Genomic DNA, 21937 nt, shown 5'->3' with positions numbered 1-21937 from the left:
TGAGCGCGCGGTGCCCTTTATCGCTCTCTCTTCCTCAGGACAGGCTGGTCTGATGCGTATCTCTTCTGCCTGGCGGGGCCTCTGCATGGCCGCGGTTCTGAGCTCGGCTGCGGGGGTGGCGGCGCCTGCCGCGGCCCAGCCGATGCTGTATGAGCAGCGGCTGCCGGAGGGCTTCGCCTTCGTCCGCTTCGCCAATTCCCTGCCCGGCAAGGTGACGGTGAAGCCCGACTATGACAGCCAGGTCGCCGTGCCCGACGGCGCCGCCGAGCGGGTCACCGCCTATATGGTGGCCGAGGACGTGGCCAAGCGCCCGGTGAAGCTGCTGATCAGCGACGGCACGCTGACCACCGAGGTGACGGTGCAGATCCCCGGCGGCGGCTACAACACCGTGCTGCTGCGGCGCGATGGCGACAGGCTGGGGGCCGTGGTGATCAACGACAAGGTGGAATTCAACCAGACGCGGGCGCGGCTGGGCTTCTATTCGGCCATTGCCGGCTGCGCCGATGGCGGGCTGGCGATCGACCCGGGCAACCAGGCGATCTTCTCCAAGGTGGCGGCCGAGAGCGGCGCCGCGCGCAACCTGAACCCGGCGGCGGCGAAGGTCATCGCCTCCTGCGGCGGGCAGCGGGCGCCGCTGCTGGATCTGGGCCGGCTGGAGGCCGGGCAGCAATACAGCGTCTGGCTGATGGCGCCGCAGGGCACGCCGGTCAGCTTCCTGGTGCGCGACCGGATCGCCGCCCGATGAGCCGCCCGATGAGCCGCATGGTGAGGCGCCTGACGCTGGCCGGGTTGGCCCTGGCCGCGACGCTGTCCCCGGCCCTGGCCTTCGCCCAGGCGATCTGCCCCAGCCTGCCGAGCCGCACCCCGCCGCCGCGCGAGGCGGGCCAGGAATACCTCGCCGAGCCGCATTGGCGCGCCCGCGTGCAGGAGCTGGACCGGCAGATCGCCGGCGCCGACCTGTCGCGGGTCGAGATGGTTTTCATCGGCGATTCCCTGGTGCAGGGCTGGTTCCCCTCCATCTTCCAGCAATTCTATGGCCACCGCGCCCCGGCCAATCTGGGCGTCATGGGCGACTTCACCCAGGGCGCGCTGTACCGGATGGCGAACGGCCATTGGCCGGCCTCGCTGCGGCCGAAGGTGGCGGTGGTGCTGCTGGGCACCAACAACGTCTCGGCGCAGAGCCGCCCGGAAGATATCGCGCTCGGCATTGCCGAAGTCCTAAGGACGATCCGTGGCAAGTCGCCGCGCACCAAGTTCCTGGTGATCGGCCTGCTGCCGCGCGGCGACACCGCGGCCGAGCCGATGCGGCGGACCATCGAGCAGGTGAACGCGCTGATCAGCCGCTGCGCCGATGGCAGCACGGTGCTGTACAGCGATGCCGGCAGCGCGCTGGTCGATGGCTATGGCCGGCTGACCAAGGACATCGCCTTCGACAGCCTGCACCTGACCATGGTGGGCTATGCGATGCTCTCCGCCGGCATCGAGCCGCAGATCCGGCAGCTTCTGGCGCCATAAGCGCGCCGCGCTGCAGAAACGACAACGGCCCCGCAAGACGGGGCCGTTTTCATATCAGCGACCCCGTCGAAGGTCGCGCTGGCTCGGGCCGTTTCGCCCGTCATCTCCACGTGGAGGCGGCAGCCCGACAGAAAAACGCACCCTGAGGGACTTGAACCCCCAACCAACCGGGTAGAAGCCGGTTGCTCTATCCAGTTGAGCTAAGGGTGCCCCTGGCGCCGAAGACTGTGCTCAGTGAGTCCAGTTCTCGGCGCGGCCGTAGCGGAAATTCTCCGCATAGGATTTCGGCTTGATGGCGGGGCCCGGCGCCTCGGCCTCGACCTCGAAGGCCAGGCCATTGGCGCGGGCATAGGCCTCGGCCGCCTCGCGCGAGGCGAAGCTGAGGCGCAGCTGGCCGCGCATGTCGCCCGAGCCATACCAGCCGGTCAGCGGGTCCTGGCGGCGCGCCTCGGACGGCGCATAGGTCAGCAGCCAGCCGCCGGACTTGGCGCGGCCGGACTGCATGGCCGAGCGTGGCGGGCTGTAGATGCGGGCGATGGCGACGTCGCGGCTCATGCTTCTCGCTGCCTGGTTTGCTCTGGCGGGTGGGGCCGCCAAGGGGATCCCGGTATCGGGGCGAGAGGATTCGAACCTCCGGCCCTCTGCTCCCAAAGCAGATGCGCTACCAGGCTGCGCCACGCCCCGATGCCCGGCAAACTATGGGCAGCGCGGCGCTTCGGCAAGCGCCTTCGGCCAATTAGCCGATCCGCGTCAGGCCGCCCATCCAGGGCGCCAGCACGGGGGGGACGGCAATGCTGCCGTCTTCCTGCTGGTGGGTTTCCAGCACCGCGATCAGCGCGCGGCCGACGGCGACGCCGGAGCCGTTCAGCGTGTGCAGGAAGGCGGTGCCCTTCGCTTCCGCCGGGCGATAGCGGGCGGCCATGCGGCGCGCCTGGAAGTCGCGGCAGTTGGAGCAGGAGGAGATCTCGCGCCAGGCCGCCTGGCCGGGCAGCCAGACCTCCAGGTCATAGGTGCGGGTCGCCGAGAAGCCGGTGTCGCCGGCACACAGCAGCACCCGGCGCCAGGTCAGGCCGAGCTCGGTCAGCACCCGCTCGGCGCATTTCGTCATGCGCTCGTGCTCGGCCTCCGAATCCTCGGGGCGGGTGATGGCGACCATCTCCACCTTGGCGAACTGGTGCTGGCGCAGCATGCCGCGGGTGTCGCGCCCGGCGCTGCCGGCTTCCGAGCGGAAGCAATGCGACAGCGCGGTGAAGCGCAGCGGCAGGGCCGCCTCCGCCAGGATCTCGCCGGCGACCAGGTTGGTCAGCGGCACTTCCGCGGTCGGGATCAGCCAGCGGCCATCCGTGGTGCGGAACAGGTCTTCCTCGAATTTCGGCAGCTGGCCGGTGCCGTACATGGTGGCGTCGTTGACCAGCAGCGGGACCGAGGTCTCGCTGTAGCCGTGCTCGTCGGCGTGGAGAGAAATCATCCACTGGCCGAGGGCGCGCTCCAGCCGCGACAGCGCGCCGCGGAGGACGGTGAAGCGGGCACCGGCCAGCTTGGCGGCGGCGCCGAAATCCATCAGCCCCAGCGCCTCGCCCAGCTCGAAATGCTGCTTCGGCGTGAAGGCGAAATTGGCCGGGGCGCCGTGCTGGTGCAGGACGACGTTGTCGCTCTCGTCGCGGCCATCGGGGACGCCGGCGTCCAGCAGGTTGGGCAGCGCCTCGAGGACCTTGTTCTGGGCCTCCTCGGTCGATTTCGCCTCGGCCTCCAGCGCCTCCATGCGGCCGCGGGCGGCGACCGCCTCGGCCTCGAGGGCCGCGCTGTCGGCCCCCGTCCGCTTGGCCTGGCCGATCTCCTTCGACAGCTGGTTGCGCCGCGCCTGCAGCTCCTGCGCCGCGGTCTGGGCGGCGCGGCGGGCGGTGTCCTGGGCCAGCAGGGCGTCGGCCACCGGCGCCAGGCCGCGGCGGGCGAGCGCCGCGTCGAAGGCCGCCGGGTCGGCGCGGACGATGCGGATGTCATGCATGGCGGGAACTCAGCTCTTGTCTTCGTCGTCGCGTTTCGGCGCCACCCAGCCGGCGGCCAGGATGGAGAGCTCGTAGAGAAGGATCAGCGGCACGGCGAGGCCGATCTGGCTGATGATGTCGGGCGGCGTGATGACGGCGGCGACGACGAACATGCCGACGACGGCATAGCGGCGCCCCTTCTTCAGCCCGGCCTGGGTGACGATGCCGACCTTGGCCATCAGGGTCAGCGCGACCGGCAGCTGGAAGGCGATGCCGAAGGCCAGGATCATGTGCATGACCAGCGACAGGTATTCGCTGACCTTGGCCTCCAGCTGCACCGGCAGGCTGCTGCCGCCGGGCGGCGTCTCGAAGGAGATGAAGAACTTCCAGGCCAGCGGGAAGATGAAATAATAGGCCAGCGCCGCGCCGAGCACGAAGAGCACCGGCGAGGCCACCAGGAAGGGGGTGATCGCCTTCTTCTCGGAGCGGTACAGGCCTGGCGCGATGAACAGCCAGAGCTGCGTCGCCCAGATCGGGAAGCTGAGGAAGACCGCGCCGAACAGCGCCACCTTCAGGTAGGTGAAGAAGGCTTCATACAGCGCGGTGAAGATCATCCGGCGCTCGCCGCCGCCCTGCTGGTGCAGGATGTCGGCCAGCGGCTGGGCGAGGAAGCCGTAGATCTGCCCCGAGAAATAATAGCAAAGGGCGAAGGCGATGAGAAAGGCGCCGAGCGACCACAGCAATCGGGTGCGCAGCTCCAGCAGATGCTCGATCAGCGGCATCGGCTTGTCGTCGATGGTGTCGTCCTGGTCGGCCACGGGCGCTGCTCAGATGATCGGGGTTGCGGGCGGGGTGGCCGGCTTGTCGGCGGCGGCAAGGGCCGGCGCGGCAGGGCCAGCCTTCGGGTCTTCGGTCGTCGGCGGGCTGGCCTCGGCGGTGGCCAGCTCGGCAGGCTTGGTCTCGGGCACGGGCACGGGCGCGGCAGGCGCAGCGTCGAGGGGCGCGGGCACGGGCTCGGCGGGCGCCGCGGCCAGGGCGGCGGGCGCCGGCCCGGCCAGGTCGGGCGGGATCATCGCCGGCGGCGCCGCGGGCTCGGGCTCAGGCGCGGGCGGCGGCGCGGCGGGCAGCGGCGGGCGGATCTCGGCGGCGACCGCGGGCGGCACCCAGGCGGGCGCCTCGACCGGGGGAGGCGCGACCGCGGGGGCCGCCGGCAGCGGCTCGGCGGCATAGGAGGAACCCGCCGGCGGCTCGGCGATGCCGCCCGGGCCGGGCTTCCAGGCGTCCTTCAGCGGGTCCTCGCTGAAGGTCTTGCGGATGCCGCCATCATCGTCGAGATGGCGCTCGATGGTGCCCTTGACGTCGAAGTTGCGGATGTCGCGGATCTGGTCGCGGACATCTTCCAGCTTGGCCTCGCGCACCAGCTCGTCGGCCTGGCTCTGGAAGTCGGAGGCCATGCGCCGCAGCTTCTGCACGCCCTTGGCCACCTGGCGGACCGCGTCCGGCAGATCCTTGGGCCCGATCACGACGACGGCGACCACGGCGATCAGGGCAATTTCGGACCAGGCCAAATCGAACATGTGCTTCCCATCTCCCCCGTATGGGGGCGGCTTCCGTTAGCAGGAACCGGCGGCAGCGCCAACGTGGCCCCCCGCCGAAACCGGCCCTGGCCGTCCCCGGCCGGGCCGCGCCCCCTCTCCTGCCTCCTTATCTAGGCACTTCGGCGGAAAACACGAAGGCACGTTCCGGATCCAGCGCGAGGCCCACCCGCGCCCCGGCATCCAGCTTCTGGCCGGGCGGCAATCTGGCCTGCAGGGGCGCCTGCCCGCCGTCGAGGCGCAGCGCCGCCAGACGGTGCGCGCCCAGCATGCGGCAGGCCTCGACGGTGGCCGGGATCCCCTCGCCCTCGGGCCGGACGAACAGCCCCTCGGGGCGCAGCAGCAGCTCGGCCGCGCCATCGGGCAGGCCGGCCGGCAGGCTGCCCAGCGCGCCATGCGCCACGCCGTCGCGCACGGTCACCGCCAGGCTGTTCACCGGGCCGAGGAAGCGGGCGGCGAAGCGCGAGCGGGGCCGCAGGTAGAGGTCCTCCGGCCGGTCCAGCTGCTCGACCCGGCCGCCGCGCATCAGCGCGATGCGGTCGGCCATCAGCATGGCCTCTTCCGCGTCATGGGTGACGATCAGGGTGGCGATGCCGGCTTCCTGCAGCAGGCGCAGCGTGTCGTCGCGCACCTGCTCGCGCAGCCGGGCGTCGAGGCTGGCGAAGGCCTCGTCCAGCAGCAGCACGGCGGGGCGCGGGGCCAGCGCGCGGGCCAGCGCCACGCGCTGCTGCTGCCCGCCCGACAGCATATGCGGATAGCTGCCGGCGAAGCCGGCCATGCCGAGCCGGGCCAGCGCGGCCTCGACCGCCGCGGCGCGCTCGCCGCGCGGCATCCGGCCCAGGCCGAAGCCGACATTCTGCGCGACGGTCAGATGCGGGAACAGCGCATAGTCCTGGAAGACGAAGCCGACGCGGCGGTCCTCGGGGGGCAGCTCACGCCCGGCTTCGGCCACGATGCGGTCGCCGATGGCGATGCGCCCGGCCTGCACCGCCTCGAGCCCGGCCACCAGCCGAAGCAGCGTGGTCTTGCCGTCGCCGGAAGGCCCCAGCAGGCAGAGAATCTCGCCGGCGGCGACGGAGAGGTCGACGCCCTGCAGCACGGCGCGCGCGCCATAGGCGTGGCGGATCCCCTCCAGCCGCAGGGTCATGCGCCCGGGCCCATACCAACGCCCATGTTCGGCAGGCTGGGCCCGGCCTCGCCGGCCAGCAGCTCCTCCCTTCGCGGCAGGTCGGTCAGCGCGCGCAGGCCGAACTGCTCCAGGAAGCGCGGCGTGGTGCCCCACAGCGTCGGCCGGCCCGGCACCTCCTTGCGGCCGCGCGGGGCGATCAGCGCCTGCTCCAGCAGCAGCTCCAGCGTCGCCTGGGACAGGCTGGTGCCGCGGATCTCCTCGATCTCCGGCCGGGTGACCGGCTGGTGGTAGGCGACGATGGCCAGCGCCTCCATCGCCACCCGCGGCAGCCGGCGCGGGGTCTCGACCACCTTGGTCAGGATCGGCGCCAGGTCGGCGGCGGTGCGGAAGGCATAGCCGCCGGCGACCTCGGTCAGCTCGACGCCGCGGCCGGCATAGCGGGCGGCCAGCAGGGTCAGCACCGCCTCGGCGCGCAGCCCCTCGGGCAGCACGGCCTGCAGGCGCTCAGGTGCCACGGGGCGGTCGGCGGCGAAGACCAGGGCCTCGGCCAGGCGCAGCGCATGCTCCAGCGGCGCGATGCCGGCGGGGTCGCGCGGCGCGGCGTCGGGCGGGGCGGGCTGCGGGTCAGGCGGCAGCGTCATGCGGCGTCTCGGTCTCCTCGGCCACCCGGTCGGGGCGGCGGCGCAGCAGGATGGGGCCGAAGGCGGCCTCCTGGCGCAATTCGATACCGCCGCCGCGCGCCATCTCCAAGCCGGCGATCAGCGTGGCGGCCAGCGCCGCGCGGCGCTCCACCGGGTCGAGCAGGGTCTCGGGCAGGAAACGCTGCAGCTCGCCCCATTCCGGCAGGCTGCCCACCAGCCGCGCCAGCCGCTCCAGCGCCTCCTGCACCGTCCACAGCTTCCTGGGCTTCGGGCGATACGGGCGGCGGGCGTTGGAGCGGCGCAGGGCGTCGACATAGGCGCGGAGAAGCGCCGGCAGGTCGGCGTTCAGCGCGCCCTGCTCCTGCCGCACCAGGCTTTCGGGGTCGCCGCGCTCCAGCACCTCCTGCCCCAGCTGCGGCCGGGTGCCGAGCCAGCGGGCGGCCTCGCGCATGCGCTCGAGCTCGGCCAGGCGCTCGGCCAGCTGGCCGGCCAGCGCCTCGGCATCCTCCTCCTCCTGCGGGTCCTCGGGCAGCAGCAGGCGGGATTTCAGCCAGGCCAGCCAGGCGGCCATCACCAGCCAGTCGGCGGCGAGCTCCAGGCGGACGCGCTGCACCCCCTCGATCACCGCCAGATACTGGTCGACGAGGGCCAGGATGGAGATGCGGGCGATATCGACCTTCTGCGCCCGGGCCAGCTCCAGCAGCAGGTCGAGCGGGCCTTCATAGACCTCCAGCCGGACATGCAGCCGGTCCGGGGCCGCGTCGGTGGTCATGGCCCGTGCCCGGCCAGCCACAGGATCAGGCGGAAGCCGGGGCCGGTGACCAGCCCGACCAGCCAGCCCATGACGTCGAGGCTGTCCGACACCCGCGGCAGCACGAAGATCAGCAGCATGACGATCATCAGCCCGGCCGGCTCCAGCCGGGCCAGCGGCAGCGCCAGCCGGGCGGGCAGCAGCCCGACCATGATGCGGCCGCCATCCAGCGGCGGGATCGGCAGCAGGTTGAACAGGCCGAGCAGCAGATTGGCCATGATCGACAGCAGGATGAAGCGGACGCCCAGATCCATGGCCCCGGGCGGCAGCACGCCCGACATCTCCTGCAGCGGATGCGCCAGCATGGCGGCGCACCAGGCCAGGAAGACATTCATCGCCGGGCCTGCTGCGGCCACCAGCACCATGCCGTAGCGCGGGTTGCGCAGCCGGCGCAGATCCACCGGCACCGGCTTGGCCCAGCCGAACATCACCTCGACCCGGCCGATGGTCAGCAGCTGCCCGGCCAGCAGGATGCCGGGCAGGATCAGCGTGCCGATCTTGTCGACATGGCGCAGCGGGTTGAGGCTGAGCCGCCCCATGCGCTGCGCCGTGTCGTCGCCGAGGGCCAGCGCGGCATAGCCATGCGCCGCCTCGTGCAGGGTGATGGCCAGCACCGTCGCCAGGATGGCGACGAGCAGCTCCGGCAGCCAGTCGATCACGCGACGTCCTTCAGCAGCGCATCACGGGTGGCCGCCAGCATGGCACGATCGGGGCGGGGAAGCTTGCGCGCCGCCGTCGCCGCGCGCGATTCCGCCAGGCGCCGCTGGGCGGCTTCGGTCAGGGCTGGGCACTCGGCCAGCGCCGCCTGGCTGTCGGCCAGCACCCCGGTGCAGTTCAACGCCACGTCGCAGCCGGCCGCCAGCACCGCGGCGGTCAGCGCGGCCGGGGTGCCGGACAGCGCCTTCATCGCCAGGTCGTCGGAGAGCAGCAGGCCGTCGAAGCCGATCTCGCCGCGAATGACCGTCTCGATGATCTTTTTCGACAGGGTCGCCGGGCGGTCGTCCAGGGCGTCGAACAGGATATGCGCGGTCATGCCCCAGGCGCCGCTGCCGGCCAGGGCCTTGAACGGCGCGAAGTCCGCCTGGAGCTCTCTCAGCGAGACATCGACCCGCGGCAGCTCCAGATGGCTGTCCGCCATGGCGCGGCCATGGCCGGGGATGTGCTTGATCACCGGGATGGTGCCGGCCGCCTGCAGCCCCGCCACCCAGGCGGCGCCGAGCCGGGCGACCTCGGCCGGGTCGGCGCCGAAGCCGCGGTCGCCGACGACGCTGTGCCGCCCGGGCAGCCGCAGGTCGAGCACCGGCGCGCAGACCACGTCCAGCCCGACATCGGCGCAGGCCAGCCCGAGCAGGGTGGCATTGGCCTGCGCCGCCTCGGCGGGCAGGGATTCGAAGCGGCCGGCGGCGGGAAAGGGCGGAAAATGCGGCGGGCGCAGCCGGGCGACGCGGCCGCCTTCCTGGTCGACCAGAATCGGCGCGTCCTCGCCCAGCTCGTCCCGGATCGCGGCGGTGAGCGCTGCCAGCTGCGCCGGATCCTGCACGTTGCGCGCGAAGAGGATGACGCCGAGCGGGCGCCTCTCGCGCAGCAGCGCCGCCTCATCGGCCAGCAGCACGGGACCGGACAGGCCGATGATGGCGGCGCGCGGCGGGGCCATGGTCCGGGCCGGCAGCCTCAGCCGCCGAGCACGGCGCAGGCGCCGCCGCGGCTCTTCACCGTCTCGCAGAAGGAGCCGGCGGCGTCATGCTCGAAGCCGCCCAGGCGCAGGCGCCACATGGTCGGCTTCCCCTCGCGCTCGAAGCGGGTGATCTGCGGGCTGCGGCCGCCGATCAGCTCCGGCACGCGCTTCGACAGGCGGTCCCATTCGGCCCGGGCGCCGGCTTCCGAATCCAGCGCGCCGAGCTGCACGGTGACCGTGCCGGCGCGGCTCGGCACCGGCGCCGGGGTGGCGGGGGCTGCCGGCGGCGCGATGCGGCCGACCGGGGCCGGCGGCGCGGCGGGGGCGGCCGGTGCCTGGGGCGCGGCAAGTTGTGCTGCCGGCGGCGGCGGTGCCTGCGGGCGCGCGTTGTTCTGGGTGGCGAGCGCCGCGGCGTGCGGCGTCGCCGCATGCGGCGCGGCGGCCTGGGGCGCCGGTGTCGCGGCCGGCGCAGGCGTCGGTACCGGCGTCGCGGGGGCCGGCGGCGGCGCGGTGGCCGCCCGCAGCGCGTCGAGATTGGGCGTCTCGGCCGCCGGCGCCAGGCGGCCGGTCGGCTCGAAGCCGCTGCCGGCGACGCGGCGCTCGAAGATGATCTCGTCCTGGTTGGCGACGCGCAGCCCGCCGCGATCCTCGGGGCGGATCTTCATCGGCCGCGCGTCGGCCTCGATCACCGGGATGGTGGTGTTGCCCAGCTTGCTGACCGCCCAGCCGACAATGCCGCCCACGGCCAGCACGCCCGCCAGGCCGCCGGCGATGATCGCCATGCGGCGTCCCGTGCCGGTGTCCTCGGCAGCGGGTTCCCGGATACGATAGGACGGGACCTGAACTTCCCTCACCGCATCTCCTCAACCGGTGCGACGCCCATGACCGCGAGGCCGGAGCGGATGACGATGGCCGTGGCGGCCACCAGCGCCAGTCGCGCCCGGGTGGCCTCCGGCGCCTCCGCCTGGATGAAGCGCAATGTCGCATCTTCCCGGCCGCGGTTCCACAAAATATGAAAGTCGCTGGCCAAGTCACCGAGATAAAACGCAATTCGATGCGGCTCCCGCGCCGCAGCAGCGGCCTCGACCGTGCGCGGCCAGGCGATCAGCCGGCGCAGCAAGGCGAGCTCCGCCGCATCCTGCAGGCTGGCGAGGCCCGCCTCGGCCTCGGCCAGGGCGGCCGGCGTCGGCTCGCCCGCCTGGCGCAGCACGGAGCGGCAGCGGGCATGGGCGTATTGCACGTAGAAGACCGGATTCTCGCGCGACTGCTCGACCACGCGGTCGAGGTCGAAATCCATCTGCGCATCCGACTTGCGGGTCAGCATGGTGAAGCGGACCGCGTCGCGCCCGACCTCGTCGATCAGGTCGCGCAGGGTGATGTAGGTGCCGGCGCGCTTCGACATGCGCACGGGCTCGCCGCCCTTCATCACCTTGACGATCTGGCACAGCAGCACGTCGAGCGGCACGGCGCCGTCGGACAGCGCCTTGGTCGCCGCCTGCATGCGCTTGACATAGCCGCCATGGTCGGCGCCCCAGACCTGCACCAGCTGCTGCATGCCGCGGGCGATCTTGTCGGCATGGTTGCCGATGTCATTGGCGAAATAGGTGTTGCTGCCATCGGACTTGCGCAGCGGGCGGTCGACGTCGTCGCCGAACCGCGTCGAGGCGAAGAGCGTCTGCGGCCGCGCTTCCCAATCGTCCGGCAGCTTGCCCTTGGGCGGCTCCAGCACGCCCTCATAGACCAGGCCCTTGGCGTCCAGCACGGCGATGGCGCGGTCGGCGACGCCGTCGCGCACCAGCTGCGCCTCGCTGATGAAGACGTCGTGCTCGACGCCCAGCGCCGCCAGGTCGGTGCGGATCTCGGCCATCATGGCGGCGACGGTGAACTCCCGCACCACCGTCAGCCAGAGCGACGCCTCGGCCGGGACCGCGCCGGGCGCCAGGCTGTCGCCGTACTTCTCCTTCAGGGCGGCGCCGACGGGGACCAGGTAGTCGCCGCGATACTGCAGCCCGCCGGGGACGGCGGCGGCATAGTCTTCCTCGGTCAGCGTGGTGCCCAGCGCTTCGAGGTAGCGCCAATAGGCGGCATAGCCCAGCGCCTGCACCTGGGCGCCGGCATCGTTGATATAGTATTCCTTGGTGACGGCATGGCCGGCCTTGGCCAGCAGATTGGCCAGGGCGTCGCCCACCACCGCGCCGCGGCAATGGCCGACATGCATCGGGCCCGTCGGATTGGCCGAGACATATTCGACATTGACCCGGGCATCGCGGCCGGCGCCGCCGTCGCCATAGGTCTCCCCGGCGCGCAGCACCACCGGCAGCTGGCCGAGCAGGAAGGCTTCGGCCAGGCGCAGGTTGACGAAGCCGGGGCCGGCCGGGGCGGCTTCCGCCACCATCGGCAGCGCCAGCAGCGCGGCGGAGAGCTCGGCGGCCAGCTTCGGCGGCGGCAGCCTGGCGATCTTGGCCACCACCATCGCGGCGTTCGTCGACATGTCGCCATGCGACGCGTCGCGCGGCGGCTCGACGGTGACGCGGGCCAGCGCTTCTTCCGGCAGTTCCGGCAGGAGGCGGCGCAGGCAGGTCAGGACCTCGGCGCGCAGTGCGGCAAAAATATCCTGCGGGGCGGCGTGGGTCTGTTGCATGGTGTCCGTTCAGCCGGGAATGTGAGGGTCGGTCAGGCGGCGGTGCTCGTCCAGCGCGAAGCGGTCGGTCATGCCGGCGATATAGTCGCAGACGACGCCGGCGCATTGCGCGCTGCCGGCCTCGCCGGCGCGGTCGCGCCATTCGGGGGGCAGCATGTCGGGCCCGCCATGCAGCAGGCTGAACAGCACCTGCACCACCCGCTTCGACTTCTGGGTGGTGCGGTTGACCCGCCAGTGGCGGTACATGCGCCCGAACAGGAAGTCGCGCACCTGCTGGTTGGCGTCCTGCATCGGCGCCGAGAAGCCGATCACCGGGCGGCCGGCGGCGCGCACCGCGTCGCAATCGGCCGGCGCCAGCGCGGCGAGGCGCCGCTCGGCCTCGGCCACCACGTCCTGGATCATGACGTTGATGACGCGGCGGATCGCCTCGCCGGCCAGGCGGGTCGCCGGCGCCTGCGGATAGGCGGCGCGCACTTCCTGGACGGCCCCGCCGATCAGGGGCAGCGCCGCCGCCTCGTCCAGGGAGAAAAGCCCCGCCCGCAGGCCGTCGTCCAGGTCGTGGTTATTATAAGCAATATCGTCGGCCAGGGCCGCGACCTGGGCCTCCAGCGAGGCGTGGCTGGAGAGGTCCAGGCTATGACGAGAGTCGTATTCGGCCATGAAATGGCTGGGGCGGCGGATCGGGCCATTGTGCTTGGCCAGGCCCTCCAGCGTCTCCCAGGTCAGGTTCAGCCCGTCGAACTCGGCATAGCGCTTCTCCAGCACCGTGACCGCCTTCAGGCTCTGCGCATTGTGGTCGAAGCCGCCATAGGGGCGCATGACGCCGTTCAGCGCCTCCTCCCCGGCATGGCCGAAGGGCGGGTGGCCCAGGTCATGGGCCAGCGCCAGGGCCTCGGCCAGGTCCTCGTCGAGGCGCAGCCGGCGGGCGATGGAGCGGGCGATCTGCGCCACCTCGATGCTGTGGGTCAGCCGGGTGCGGAAGGCGTCGCCCTCGTGGAAGATGAAGACCTGGGTCTTGTATTGCAGCCGGCGGAAGGCCGCGCTGTGGATGATGCGGTCCCGGTCGCGCTGAAACGGCGAGCGCACCCCGCTCGCCGGCTCCGGGTGGAGACGGCCGCGCGAGGTCTCGGCGCGGGCGGCATAGGGGGCGAGGTCGGGCATGACCGCCGCGCTCTACCAGCGGGACGGCGCCGTCGCAACGCCACAGGGACCCTGCCCTGCCCTGCGCAGGCCCCGCGCATGATTGGAAAACCGCGCCGCCCCGCCTATGTTGGGGCCCGAGGAGTCCCAGACCCATGCCCGACGGCGCTGCCCTGTCCCCCGCCTTCCGCGTCACCCCGCGGGCCTTCGCCCAGGTGGCGGAGATCGCCGCGCGCGACGGCCGGCCCCAGGCCGGGCTGCGCGTCGCGGTCAATGCCGGCGGCTGCTCCGGCTTCCAGTATTCCTTCGCGCTGGAGGACAGCGTGGCCGAGGAAGACCTGGTGCTCGAGCAGGGCGCCACCCGGGTGATGATCGACCCGGTCAGCCTGGACCTGCTGGCGGGCTCGGAGCTCGACTGGGCGGATGAGCTGATCGGCGCGCATTTCACGGTGAAGAACCCGCAGGCCGCCTCCGGCTGCGGCTGCGGCGCCTCTTTCTCGATCGGCTGACCAGACCCCGTGCGCCTCGCCACCTTCAACGTCAATTCGGTGCGCAAGCGCGCGCCGAACCTCCGCCGCTTCCTCGAGTCTGCCCAGCCCGACCTGGTCTTCCTGCAGGAGCTGAAGTGCAAGACCGAGGAATTCCCGGCCGCCGAATTCGCGGATAGCGGCTACCGCTTCCACGCCGTCGGCCAGCATGGCGGGCGCAATGGGGTCGCCGTGCTCGGCCGCATCCCCTTCGAGGTCACCGCCGAGGCGCTGCCCGGCGAGGACGAAGACAGCCACGCCCGCTATGTCGAGGTGACGGCCGAGGGCATCGACATCGCCGGCATCTACCTGCCCAACGGCAATTCCGGCGGCGACGAGGGCTATGCCTACAAGCTGCGCTGGATGGAGCGGCTGCGCGCCCGCGCCGCCGAGAAGCTGGACGGCTTCCGCCCCTTCGCCATCCTCGGCGACTTCAATGTCTGCCCGACCGAGCTCGACCTGGCGCCGCGCGCCCTGCCGCCGACCGACGCGCTGGTGCGGCCGGAGACCCGGGCGGCCTGGCGGGCGCTGGAGAACCTCGGCCTGACCGATGCGCTGCGGGCGCTGCATCCGGGCGAGCGGCTCTACACCTATTGGGATTACGGCCCGGCCTTCGAGGCCAATCGGGGCCTGCGCATCGACCATGCGCTGCTCTCGGCCGAGCTGGCGGAGCGCCTGAGCCGCGGCTGGGTCGATGCCGGCCCGCGCAGCGAGGACAGCCCCTCGGACCACACGCCGGTCCTGTTCGAGCTTCTCTAGCAGTTGTCGCCGCCCCGATGGGGCGGCGACGGGTCCGCTTTACCAGCGGTGCCAGTAGGGCGGCGGCGGTGGCGGCGGGCGGTAATAGCCGCCCGGCGGCCCATAGCCCGGCGGCGGGCCGTAATAGCCGGGCGCCGGGGCGACGACGCAGCCGCCCAGCGAGATCACAGCGCCCGCCAGGATCAGCAGGATCGGGAAACGGCGCATGGCATCACCTCCAGCCCGGCTCGACCCAGACCCAGCGGCCGCGCCGCTCGACCCATTCGCCCGGGGCCCAGCGGCCACGCCGGCTGACCCAGCGGCCGCCCACCCAGACATAGTCACCGCGGCGCCGGCTCCAATGGCCGGGCTGCCAGACCAGCTCGGGGCGCGGCGGGCGGCCGGGGCGGCGCTCCTCGCGCAGCGGCGGCGGCGGCGGCGGACGGCCCGGGGGACCACCATAGCCGGGACCGCCCGGGGGGCCGCCCGGAGGACCACCAGGGGGGCCGCCGTAGCCGGGGCCACCCGGAGGACCACCAGGGGGCCCGCCCGGCCCGCCCGGCGGCGGGCCATAGGGCTGGGCCAGGGCGACACCCGCGCCCACCGGCAGGGCCGCCAGGGTGACACCGGCCAATATCTGACGGAGCAGCTTACGGCGCTCGACCATCGCAATCTCCTTCTGTTCACCGCCGCCGCCGGCCGCCTGGGGCGGAAAGGGTCTGGGGGGACCCGCGCCCTGCGGCCGGCAACGACGGCAACCGCAATGGTGCGAGACTGCCCCCCAAGCATGGCGGCACAAGGACAGAAAAAGGGCAAAGCGAGGCAAGTTGTGACGGCGCGTGACTTTCGGGATTAAAACAGCGCCATGAAAAAAGGCGGGGCCCCGAAGTGCCCCGCCCGCTCGCGAACCCGCGATTTCAGTCGCGCATCAAATGTCGGCGTAGCAATGCGTCTCCGCCTCGCCACCCGGATGGGTGACGGCGCCCAGATGCGCCGGGCCCACCAGCTGGGCGTATTTCCACAGCGCCCCGGCATTGTAGTCGGTGCCGCGCGGCTTCCATTCGGCGCGGCGGCGGGCCCATTCCTCGTCGGTCAGCGCGACGTCGATGGTGCCCTTCTCGGCATCGATGACGATGCGGTCGCCATTCTTCAGCAGGCCGATCGGGCCGCCGACCGCGGCCTCGGGCCCGACATGGCCGACGCAGAAGCCGCGCGTGGCGCCGGAGAAGCGGCCATCGGTGATCAGCGCCACATCCTCGCCCATGCCCTGGCCATAGATGGCGGCGGTGGTGGACAGCATCTCCCGCATGCCGGGGCCGCCCTTCGGCCCCTCGTAGCGGATCACCAGGATGTCGCCCTTCTTGTAGGCGCGCTGGTCGACGGCGGCGAAGGCGTCCTCCTCGCAGTCGAAGCACAGCGCGGTGCCCTCGAAGCGCAGCGTCTTCATGCCGGCCACCTTCACGATGGCGCCGTCGGGGGCGAGGTTGCCCTTCAGGCCCACCACGCCGCCGGTGGGGGTGATGGCGCGCGACACCGGGTAGATGACGTCCTGGTCGGTCGGGAAGACGATATCGGCATGGTTCTCGGCCAGGGTCTTGCCGGTGACCGTCAGGCAGTCGCCATGCAGCAGCCCGGCATCGAGCAGCGCCTTGATGATGATCGGAATGCCGCCGACATTGTGCACGTCGAGCGCGACATACTTCCCGCCCGGCTTCAGGTCGGCGATGTAGGGGGTGCGGCGCATGATGGCGGCGACGTCGTCGAGGGTGAAGCGGATCCCCGCCTCATGCGCCATGGCTGGCAGATGCAGCCCGGCATTGGTCGAGCCGCCGGTGGCGCCGACCACGATGGCCGCATTCTCCAGCGACTTCAGCGTGACGATATCCCGCGGCCGGATATTCTTCCGCAGCAGGTTCATCACGGCCTTGCCGGATTCCACCGCCCAGCGGTCGCGATCCTCGTAGGGCGCGGGCGCGCCGGCGGAACCCGGCAGCGCCAGGCCGATCGCCTCGGAGACGGTGGCCATGGTGTTGGCGGTGAACTGGCCGCCGCAGGCGCCGGCGCTGGGGCAGGCGACGCATTCGAGGGCGTGCAGGTCCTCGTCCGACATGTTGCCGGCGGCGTGCTGGCCGACCGCCTCGAAGACATCGACCACGGTGACGTCGCGGCCTTTGAACTTCCCGGGCAGGATCGAGCCGCCATACATGAAGACGCTGGGCACGTTCAGCCGCAGCATGGCCATCATCATGCCCGGCAGCGACTTGTCGCAGCCCGCCAGCGTGACCATGGCGTCATAGGAGTGGCCGCGCATGGTCAGCTCGACCGTGTCGGCGATGGCGTCGCGCGAGGCCAGCGACGACTTCATCCCCTGGTGGCCCATGGCCAGGCCGTCGGTCACCGTGATGGTGGTGAACTCGCGCGGCGTGCCGAAGGCCGCCTTGACGCCCTGCTTGACGCTCTGCGCCTGGCGGTTCAGCGCGATGTTGCAGGGGGCGGCCTCGTTCCAGCAGGTGGCGACGCCGACCAGGGGCTGGGCGATCTCCTCCTCGGTCATCCCCATGGCATAGTAGTAGGAGCGGTGCGGGGCGCGCTCCGGGCCGACGCTGACATGCCGGCTCGGCAGGCGCGACTTATCCCATTTGTGCTCAGCCATGTGGGTGAACCTTCCTTCATTGCGTCCCGACCCCGGTATCGCGCAACAAAGCTTTGTCCGCAACCCTGCAGGCCAGCAGGGCAGCCCATCGAAAAGGGCCGGCAGGCTTGCGCCCCCGGCCCCTTCCCTTCCCGCCTTGCGACCGGGCTTAGTTCTTCTCGCGCCCCGGCACCGGCATGTAGCCGTGGCTGCGCGGGTCCTTCATCGACAGGGTCGCGACCAGCGAGACCACCGCGAAGACCGCGACGTACCAGAAGAAGGCGCTCTCCAGGCCGATGCTCTTCAGGTAGAGCGCGACATATTCCGCCGTGCCGCCGAACAGCGAATTGGCGATGGCGTAGCCGAGGCCGACACCCAGCGCCCGGATCTCGGCCGGGAACATTTCTGCCTTCACCACGCCGCTGATCGACGTATAAAAACTGACGATGAACAGCGCGCCGAGGATGCCGACAAAGGCGCCCATCGGCGAGGTGACGCCGGACAGATAGGTCATGATCGGCACCGTCGCGATCGCCATGCCCGCGCTGAAAATGAGCAGGCAGTTGCGGCGGCCGATGCGGTCGGACAGCGCGCCCAGCGGCGGCTGCAGCAGCATGTAGCAGAACAGCACCGCCGCCATGGTCTCGCTGGACTTGGCGGCCGAGAAGCCGGCGCTGTTGACCAGGAATTTCTGCATGTAGGTGGTGAAGGCATAGAAGGCCAGGCTGCCGCCGGCGGTCAGGCCGATCACCTGCAGCAGCGGCTTGGGATGCGCCAACAGAAGAGAAATCGTGCCGGCGCCCTTGCGCTTGCGGTCTTCCTCGGTCGTCGTCTCGTGCAGCGCGCGGCGCAGGAACAGCGCGATCACCGCGGTCGCGGCGCCGATGAAGAAGGGGATGCGCCAGGCCCAGGCGCGGATCTCGTCGCCGGTATAGACATTCTGCAGCACCACCACGACCAGCAGCGCCAGCAGCTGCCCGCCGATCAGCGTCACATACTGGAAGGAGGCGAAGAAGCCGCGATGCCCGGCCACCGCCACCTCGGACATATAGGTGGCCGAGGTCCCGTACTCGCCGCCGACCGACAGGCCCTGCAGCAGGCGGGCCAGCAGCAGCAGCGCGGGGGCGGCGATGCCGATGCTGTCATAGCCCGGCAGCACCGCGATCATCAGCGAGCCGAAGCACATCAGCAGCACCGAGATCAGCATCGAGGCGCGGCGGCCCTGCTTGTCGGCGATGCGGCCGAACAGCCAGCCGCCGATCGGCCGCATCAGGAAGCCGACCGCGAAGATCGCCGCCGTGTTCAGCAGCTGCACCGTCGGATTGCCGCCGGGGAAGAAGGTCGGCGCGAAATACAGCGCCGTCGCGGCATAGACGTAGAAGTCATACCACTCGACCAGATTGCCGGAGGAGCCGCCGATGATGGCGAAAACGCGCTTGCGGGTATCGTGAGGGTCTTTCACCTCGGCGACCGGGTCGGCTGTCATGGAATCTCCTGTCCCCGTCCCGGGCGCAGGGGGGCGCGCCAGGTCTGGTATAAGAGACGATAACCCAGCCGAAAGCGGCGCGGTATTCGCCCGGCCCTGCTGGAGCCGCGTTGGTTCGGCACGGCAGCCATCGCATTTTCTGATGGGTCGGAGCGGAATAAGGCCGGGGCCGGGCAAAAGCCCCGCCGCCTGCACGGGGTTACGCGACCCCGCGCAGGCTTTCAGTCGGGCCGCGGATTATTCCGCGATGCGCGCCATGGCGGCGTCGAGCCGCGCCACCTCGGCCTCGGCGGCGGCGAGGCGCTCGCGGTTCTCCTCCACCACTTCCGGCTTGGCCCGCGCCACGAAGTCGGCATTGCCCAGCTTCTGCGCCACCTTGGCCCCCTCGGCCTGGGCCTTGTCGCGCTCCTTCATCAGCCGCGCGCGCTCGGCGGCCAGATCGATGACGCCGGCCAGCGGCAGCAGGATGGTCGCCTCTCCCACCGTCACCTGGGCACCCTTGACCGCCTCGCCCTCGGCCGGGGCGCGGAACTCGGTGGCGCGACCCAGCCGGCGGATGGCATCGGCCCAGCGGGCGCCGCGCGCCAGCGTCTCCGGCGTCGCCCCCTGCGCCAGCAACGGCACGGTGACCGACGGCGGCACATTCATCTCGGAGCGCACGCCGCGCACCGCCGAGATCAGCGACACCAGCCAGTCGAGCTCGGCCCGCGCCGCCTCGGCGCCGGGGACGGCCACCGGCTGCGGCCAGCTCTCGCCGATCAGGCTGCATTCCGGGCCGTAGCCGAAGTGGTCCCAGAGCTCTTCCGTCAGATACGGCATCACCGGATGCAGCAGCTTCAGGATGGTGCCCAGCACATGCTGCGCGGCGCCCTTCACCTCGGCCTTCTCGGCCGTGCCGGGGCCGTTCAGGGCGGGCTTGGCGAATTCCAGGAACCAGTCGCAGAAGCTGTTCCAGACGAAGCGGTAGCAGGCGCTGGCATAGTCATCCATGCGATAGGCTTCGAGCGCCGCCGTCGCCTCCAGGATGGCGGCGTTCGAGGCGTCGAGGATCCAGCGCGCCAGCGGCGTCTCGACCTTGGAGGGGTCGAAGGCGGCGTCGGGCGCGATGCCGTTCATCTCGCAGAAGCGCGCGGCGTTCCAGATCTTGGTGCCGAACGAACGGAAATCTTCCACCCGCTTCCGGCCGAGCTTCACGTCGCGGCCCGGCGTCGCCATCGAGGCGATGGCGAAGCGCAGCGCATCGGCGCCGAAGCTTTCCACCAGCTCCAGCGGGTCGATGACATTGCCCTTCGACTTGGACATCTTCTGGCCCTTCTCGTCGCGGACGAGGCCATGGATGTAGACGGTCTTGAACGGGGCGGCGCCCATGAAGTGGTGGCCCATCATCATCATCCGGGCGACCCAGAAGAAGATGATGTCCCAGCCGGTGACCAGCACGTCGCCCGGATAGTATTTTTCCAGCTCGGCCGTCTTGTTCGGCCAGCCCAGCGTGCTGAACGGCCACAGGGCGGAGCTGAACCAGGTGTCGAGCACATCCTCGTCGCGGGTCAGCGTGACATCGGGCCCAAGCTTCTGGCGCGCCTGGGCCAGCGCCTCCTCCTCGCTGCGGGCGACGTAGAAGCTGCCATCCGGCGCGTACCAGGCCGGGATCTGGTGGCCCCACCACAGCTGGCGGCTGATGCACCAAGGCTGGATGTCACGCATCCAGCTGAAGAAAATGTTCTCGAAGTGCTTCGGCACGAACTCGGTCTTGCCGGTCTCCACCGCCTCGATGGCGGGCTTGGCCAGGGTCGCCGCGTCGCAATACCATTGCAGCGTCAGCCGCGGCTCGATCGGCACGCCCGAGCGGTCGCCATGCGGCACCGCGTGGTTGTGCACCTCGATCTGCTCGACCAGCTCCAGCCGCTCCAGCTCGGCGACGATCGCCTTGCGCGCGTCGAAGCGGTCCTGGCCGGCCAGGCCCTGCACGAAGGCCGGGTCGGCGATGTTGTCGATGGCGACCAGGTCGGCCTCGATCTCGGCCAGGAAGACGGCGCCATCGGCGTCCAGCACCGACGGCATGGCGAGGCCGTGCCGCTTGCCGACGGCGAAATCGTTGAAGTCATGCGCCGGCGTGATCTTCACCGCGCCCGAGCCCTTCTCCGGGTCGGAATACTCGTCGGCCACGATCGGGATGCGGCGGCCCACCAGCGGCAGGATCGCGAATTTTCCAATGAGGTCGCGGAAGCGGTCATCCTCGGGGTGAACCGCGATGGCGGTGTCGCCCAGCATGGTCTCGGGGCGGGTCGTCGCCACCACGATGAAGCGGCCGGCCTCGCCCTCCACCGGATAGCGCAGGTGCCACAGGCTGCCCTTGACGTCGCGGCTCTCCACCTCGAGGTCGGAGATCGCCGTCTGGAACTTCGGGTCCCAGTTCACCAGCCGGCGGTCGCGATAGATCAGCCCCTGCTCGTGCAGCGTGACGAAGACCTCGCGCACCGCATCCGACAGGCCGGGATCCATGGTGAAGCGCTCGCGCGGCCAGTCCAGGCTGGCGCCCAGCCGGCGCAGCTGCCGGGTGATATTGCCGCCCGACTGCGCCTTCCACTCCCAGACATGCTCCAGGAACTTCTCGCGGCCGATCTCGCGGCGCTGCACGCCCTGCGTCGCCAGCAGCCGCTCCACCACCATCTGCGTGGCGATCCCGGCATGGTCGGTGCCCGGCTGCCACAGCGCGTCCCGCCCCTGCATCCGGCGCCAGCGGATCAGCGTGTCCTGGATGGTGAAGGTCAGGGCATGGCCGATATGCAGGCTGCCGGTGACGTTCGGCGGCGGGATCATGATGGTGAAGGGGTCGGCCGCGCTCTCGGGATGCGCGCCGAAGCTGCCGGCAGCCTCCCAGCCCTCATACAGGCGCTGTTCGAAGCTGGCGGGGAGAAGGTTCTTTTCGAGCATGGGCGCTGCCTTGGGCGCCATCAGCGCCGGTCGTCAAGAGGAAGGGGTCGAAAGCAAGAAAGGGCTGGGGGAAGGAATTCCCCCAGGCCCCCTTCTCTTTCTGCCTGGGCCGCCCCCCGCTGGGGGGCGGTGGTGCTTACTGCGGGGGGCGGGCCAGGACGCGTTCGATCTCGGCCTTGACCAGGCGCTCGACCATCGCCGGCAAATGCTGGTCCAGCCAGCCCTTCAGCAGCGGGCGCAGCTCCTCGCGCACCACATCCTCGATGCTGGCACCGCCCGACCGCAGCACCGGCGCCTTGCGGTCGTCGGCCACGGCGCGGGCCAGCTGGCCCAGCGCGGCGGCGGCGGCCGCGGCGGCGATCGGGCCCAGCAGGCTGCCCTGCTCGGCCTCGGCAGCGGCCAGGGGGGCGGCGACGGGCGCCGGAACCGGGGCAGGCACCGGGGTAGGCACCGGCGCGGGCGCGACATAGGCGGGCGGCATATAGGCT

At 71.3% G+C, this 21937-nt stretch carries 22 protein-coding genes and 2 tRNA genes; 4 read left to right on the top strand and 20 right to left on the bottom strand.

Going from position 1 to position 21937, the window contains the following annotated elements; all coding sequences use genetic code 11:
• The first annotated feature begins 52 nt into the window (after positions 1 to 52).
• Both GVN67_RS15975 and GVN67_RS15970 read left to right on the top strand, forming a co-directional pair.
• Positions 53 to 745 carry an ABC transporter permease gene (locus GVN67_RS15975; RefSeq protein ID WP_235035328.1) on the top strand — a complete coding sequence of 231 codons (693 nt, stop codon included), beginning with the start codon at positions 53 to 55 and terminating at the stop codon, positions 743 to 745.
• Positions 742 to 1515: a GDSL-type esterase/lipase family protein gene (locus GVN67_RS15970; protein ID WP_159997698.1), complete on the top strand. Its 774-nt coding sequence runs from the start codon at positions 742 to 744 to the stop codon at positions 1513 to 1515. The genes GVN67_RS15975 and GVN67_RS15970 overlap by 4 nt, the downstream gene beginning before the upstream one ends.
• Before the next feature lie 136 nt (positions 1516 to 1651).
• Here GVN67_RS15970 and GVN67_RS15965 read toward each other — a convergent pair.
• The 14 genes from GVN67_RS15965 to GVN67_RS15900 all read right to left on the bottom strand — a co-directional run bounded on the left by GVN67_RS15965 (position 1652) and on the right by GVN67_RS15900 (position 13153).
• Positions 1652 to 1725, bottom strand: a tRNA-Arg gene (locus tag GVN67_RS15965).
• A gap of 21 nt (positions 1726 to 1746) precedes the next feature.
• Positions 1747 to 2070: an NADH dehydrogenase ubiquinone Fe-S protein 4 gene (locus GVN67_RS15960; protein ID WP_159997696.1), complete on the bottom strand. Its 324-nt coding sequence runs from the start codon at positions 2068 to 2070 to the stop codon at positions 1747 to 1749.
• A 55-nt stretch (positions 2071 to 2125) separates the two neighbouring features.
• A tRNA-Pro gene (locus GVN67_RS15955) sits at positions 2126 to 2199 on the bottom strand.
• Positions 2200 to 2251: 52 nt separating this feature from the next.
• Positions 2252 to 3520, bottom strand: a complete 1269-nt coding sequence (serS, locus tag GVN67_RS15950; RefSeq protein WP_159997694.1) for a serine--tRNA ligase — start codon at positions 3518 to 3520, stop codon at positions 2252 to 2254.
• A 9-nt stretch (positions 3521 to 3529) separates the two neighbouring features.
• A complete protein-coding gene (gene tatC, locus GVN67_RS15945; RefSeq protein ID WP_200845286.1) occupies positions 3530 to 4282 on the bottom strand; it encodes a twin-arginine translocase subunit TatC in 753 nt (250 codons plus the stop codon).
• 45 nt (positions 4283 to 4327) lie between these two features.
• Positions 4328 to 5077, bottom strand: a complete 750-nt coding sequence (tatB, locus tag GVN67_RS29730) for a Sec-independent protein translocase protein TatB (RefSeq protein WP_200845285.1) — start codon at positions 5075 to 5077, stop codon at positions 4328 to 4330.
• A gap of 127 nt (positions 5078 to 5204) precedes the next feature.
• Positions 5205 to 6242, bottom strand: coding sequence for an ABC transporter ATP-binding protein (locus GVN67_RS15935; protein ID WP_159997690.1), 1038 nt, complete (start codon positions 6240 to 6242; stop codon positions 5205 to 5207).
• A complete protein-coding gene (gene scpB / locus GVN67_RS15930; protein ID WP_159997688.1) occupies positions 6239 to 6865 on the bottom strand; it encodes an SMC-Scp complex subunit ScpB in 627 nt (208 codons plus the stop codon). The genes GVN67_RS15935 and scpB overlap by 4 nt, the downstream gene beginning before the upstream one ends.
• Positions 6849 to 7637 carry a ScpA family protein gene (locus GVN67_RS15925; protein WP_159997686.1) on the bottom strand — a complete coding sequence of 263 codons (789 nt, stop codon included), beginning with the start codon at positions 7635 to 7637 and terminating at the stop codon, positions 6849 to 6851. Before GVN67_RS15925 ends, scpB begins: the two co-directional genes overlap by 17 nt.
• On the bottom strand, positions 7634 to 8335 hold the full coding sequence (locus GVN67_RS15920; protein WP_159997684.1) for a site-2 protease family protein: 702 nt from the start codon (positions 8333 to 8335) through the stop codon (positions 7634 to 7636). The genes GVN67_RS15925 and GVN67_RS15920 overlap by 4 nt, the downstream gene beginning before the upstream one ends.
• The gene (nagZ, locus tag GVN67_RS15915) at positions 8332 to 9330 is read right to left on the bottom strand and encodes a beta-N-acetylhexosaminidase (protein WP_159997682.1); all 999 of its coding nucleotides are present in this window, start codon (positions 9328 to 9330) and stop codon (positions 8332 to 8334) included. The genes GVN67_RS15920 and nagZ overlap by 4 nt, the downstream gene beginning before the upstream one ends.
• A gap of 17 nt (positions 9331 to 9347) precedes the next feature.
• Positions 9348 to 10133 (bottom strand): SPOR domain-containing protein, encoded by a 786-nt coding sequence (locus GVN67_RS30065; protein ID WP_235035327.1) that lies wholly within the window; start codon positions 10131 to 10133, stop codon positions 9348 to 9350.
• A gap of 68 nt (positions 10134 to 10201) precedes the next feature.
• On the bottom strand, positions 10202 to 11992 hold the full coding sequence (gene argS, locus GVN67_RS15905; protein WP_200845284.1) for an arginine--tRNA ligase: 1791 nt from the start codon (positions 11990 to 11992) through the stop codon (positions 10202 to 10204).
• 9 nt (positions 11993 to 12001) lie between these two features.
• On the bottom strand, positions 12002 to 13153 hold the full coding sequence (locus tag GVN67_RS15900) for a deoxyguanosinetriphosphate triphosphohydrolase (protein ID WP_159997680.1): 1152 nt from the start codon (positions 13151 to 13153) through the stop codon (positions 12002 to 12004).
• Between the two features lie 134 nt (positions 13154 to 13287).
• Here GVN67_RS15900 and GVN67_RS15895 point away from each other — a divergent pair, with 134 nt between their 5' ends.
• Complete coding sequence (locus GVN67_RS15895; RefSeq protein WP_159997678.1) at positions 13288 to 13641, top strand: iron-sulfur cluster assembly accessory protein; 354 nt, start codon at positions 13288 to 13290, stop codon at positions 13639 to 13641.
• 9 nt (positions 13642 to 13650) lie between these two features.
• Positions 13651 to 14418: an exodeoxyribonuclease III gene (gene xth / locus GVN67_RS15890; protein WP_159997676.1), complete on the top strand. Its 768-nt coding sequence runs from the start codon at positions 13651 to 13653 to the stop codon at positions 14416 to 14418.
• A gap of 39 nt (positions 14419 to 14457) precedes the next feature.
• Here the strand turns inward: xth and GVN67_RS29725 are convergent, their stop codons facing one another.
• The 6 genes from GVN67_RS29725 to GVN67_RS15865 all read right to left on the bottom strand — a co-directional run.
• The gene (locus tag GVN67_RS29725) at positions 14458 to 14625 is read right to left on the bottom strand and encodes a hypothetical protein (protein ID WP_200845283.1); all 168 of its coding nucleotides are present in this window, start codon (positions 14623 to 14625) and stop codon (positions 14458 to 14460) included.
• 4 nt (positions 14626 to 14629) lie between these two features.
• Entirely contained in the window at positions 14630 to 15064 is a 435-nt protein-coding gene (locus GVN67_RS15885; protein WP_159997674.1) for a YXWGXW repeat-containing protein, read from the bottom strand.
• A 261-nt stretch (positions 15065 to 15325) separates the two neighbouring features.
• On the bottom strand, positions 15326 to 17050 hold the full coding sequence (ilvD, locus tag GVN67_RS15880) for a dihydroxy-acid dehydratase (RefSeq protein ID WP_159997672.1): 1725 nt from the start codon (positions 17048 to 17050) through the stop codon (positions 15326 to 15328).
• 148 nt (positions 17051 to 17198) lie between these two features.
• Entirely contained in the window at positions 17199 to 18515 is a 1317-nt protein-coding gene (locus GVN67_RS15875) for an MFS family transporter (RefSeq protein ID WP_159997670.1), read from the bottom strand.
• Between the two features lie 237 nt (positions 18516 to 18752).
• Positions 18753 to 21449, bottom strand: a complete 2697-nt coding sequence (locus GVN67_RS15870; RefSeq protein ID WP_159997668.1) for a valine--tRNA ligase — start codon at positions 21447 to 21449, stop codon at positions 18753 to 18755.
• A gap of 136 nt (positions 21450 to 21585) precedes the next feature.
• Positions 21586 to 21937, bottom strand: a 352-nt coding sequence (locus GVN67_RS15865; protein WP_159997666.1) for a DUF2497 domain-containing protein, incomplete at its 5' end; no start/stop codon positions are given.

The organism is Roseomonas sp. 18066 (assembly GCF_902706185.1).
In the GTDB taxonomy this organism is placed as follows: Bacteria; Pseudomonadota; Alphaproteobacteria; order Acetobacterales; family Acetobacteraceae; genus Pseudoroseomonas.
Note: the sequence above shows the minus strand (reverse complement) of the source record. Positions and strands in the feature narration are given on the sequence as shown.

What these genes read in the sequence shown, in the direction of transcription:
- GVN67_RS15935 (WP_159997690.1), bottom strand. Translation starts at nt 6,242, where the DNA reads ATGACCCTGCGGCTGGAGGGGATCCGCCACGCCTATGGCGCGCGCGCC.
- nagZ (WP_159997682.1), bottom strand. Translation starts at nt 9,330, where the DNA reads ATGGCCCCGCCGCGCGCCGCCATCATCGGCCTGTCCGGTCCCGTGCTG.
- tatC (WP_200845286.1), bottom strand. Translation starts at nt 4,282, where the DNA reads ATGCCGCTGATCGAGCATCTGCTGGAGCTGCGCACCCGATTGCTGTGG.
- GVN67_RS15875 (WP_159997670.1), bottom strand. Translation starts at nt 18,515, where the DNA reads ATGACAGCCGACCCGGTCGCCGAGGTGAAAGACCCTCACGATACCCGC.
- serS (WP_159997694.1), bottom strand. Translation starts at nt 3,520, where the DNA reads ATGCATGACATCCGCATCGTCCGCGCCGACCCGGCGGCCTTCGACGCG.
- GVN67_RS15925 (WP_159997686.1), bottom strand. Translation starts at nt 7,637, where the DNA reads ATGACCACCGACGCGGCCCCGGACCGGCTGCATGTCCGGCTGGAGGTC.
- GVN67_RS15970 (WP_159997698.1), top strand. Translation starts at nt 742, where the DNA reads ATGAGCCGCCCGATGAGCCGCATGGTGAGGCGCCTGACGCTGGCCGGG.
- ilvD (WP_159997672.1), bottom strand. Translation starts at nt 17,050, where the DNA reads ATGGCTGAGCACAAATGGGATAAGTCGCGCCTGCCGAGCCGGCATGTC.
- GVN67_RS15975 (WP_235035328.1), top strand. Translation starts at nt 53, where the DNA reads ATGCGTATCTCTTCTGCCTGGCGGGGCCTCTGCATGGCCGCGGTTCTG.
- argS (WP_200845284.1), bottom strand. Translation starts at nt 11,992, where the DNA reads ATGCAACAGACCCACGCCGCCCCGCAGGATATTTTTGCCGCACTGCGC.
- GVN67_RS15870 (WP_159997668.1), bottom strand. Translation starts at nt 21,449, where the DNA reads ATGCTCGAAAAGAACCTTCTCCCCGCCAGCTTCGAACAGCGCCTGTAT.
- tatB (WP_200845285.1), bottom strand. Translation starts at nt 5,077, where the DNA reads ATGTTCGATTTGGCCTGGTCCGAAATTGCCCTGATCGCCGTGGTCGCC.
- GVN67_RS15960 (WP_159997696.1), bottom strand. Translation starts at nt 2,070, where the DNA reads ATGAGCCGCGACGTCGCCATCGCCCGCATCTACAGCCCGCCACGCTCG.
- scpB (WP_159997688.1), bottom strand. Translation starts at nt 6,865, where the DNA reads ATGACGCTGCCGCCTGACCCGCAGCCCGCCCCGCCCGACGCCGCGCCG.
- GVN67_RS29725 (WP_200845283.1), bottom strand. Translation starts at nt 14,625, where the DNA reads ATGCGCCGTTTCCCGATCCTGCTGATCCTGGCGGGCGCTGTGATCTCG.
- GVN67_RS15895 (WP_159997678.1), top strand. Translation starts at nt 13,288, where the DNA reads ATGCCCGACGGCGCTGCCCTGTCCCCCGCCTTCCGCGTCACCCCGCGG.
- GVN67_RS15885 (WP_159997674.1), bottom strand. Translation starts at nt 15,064, where the DNA reads ATGGTCGAGCGCCGTAAGCTGCTCCGTCAGATATTGGCCGGTGTCACC.
- GVN67_RS30065 (WP_235035327.1), bottom strand. Translation starts at nt 10,133, where the DNA reads ATGGCGATCATCGCCGGCGGCCTGGCGGGCGTGCTGGCCGTGGGCGGC.
- GVN67_RS15900 (WP_159997680.1), bottom strand. Translation starts at nt 13,153, where the DNA reads ATGCCCGACCTCGCCCCCTATGCCGCCCGCGCCGAGACCTCGCGCGGC.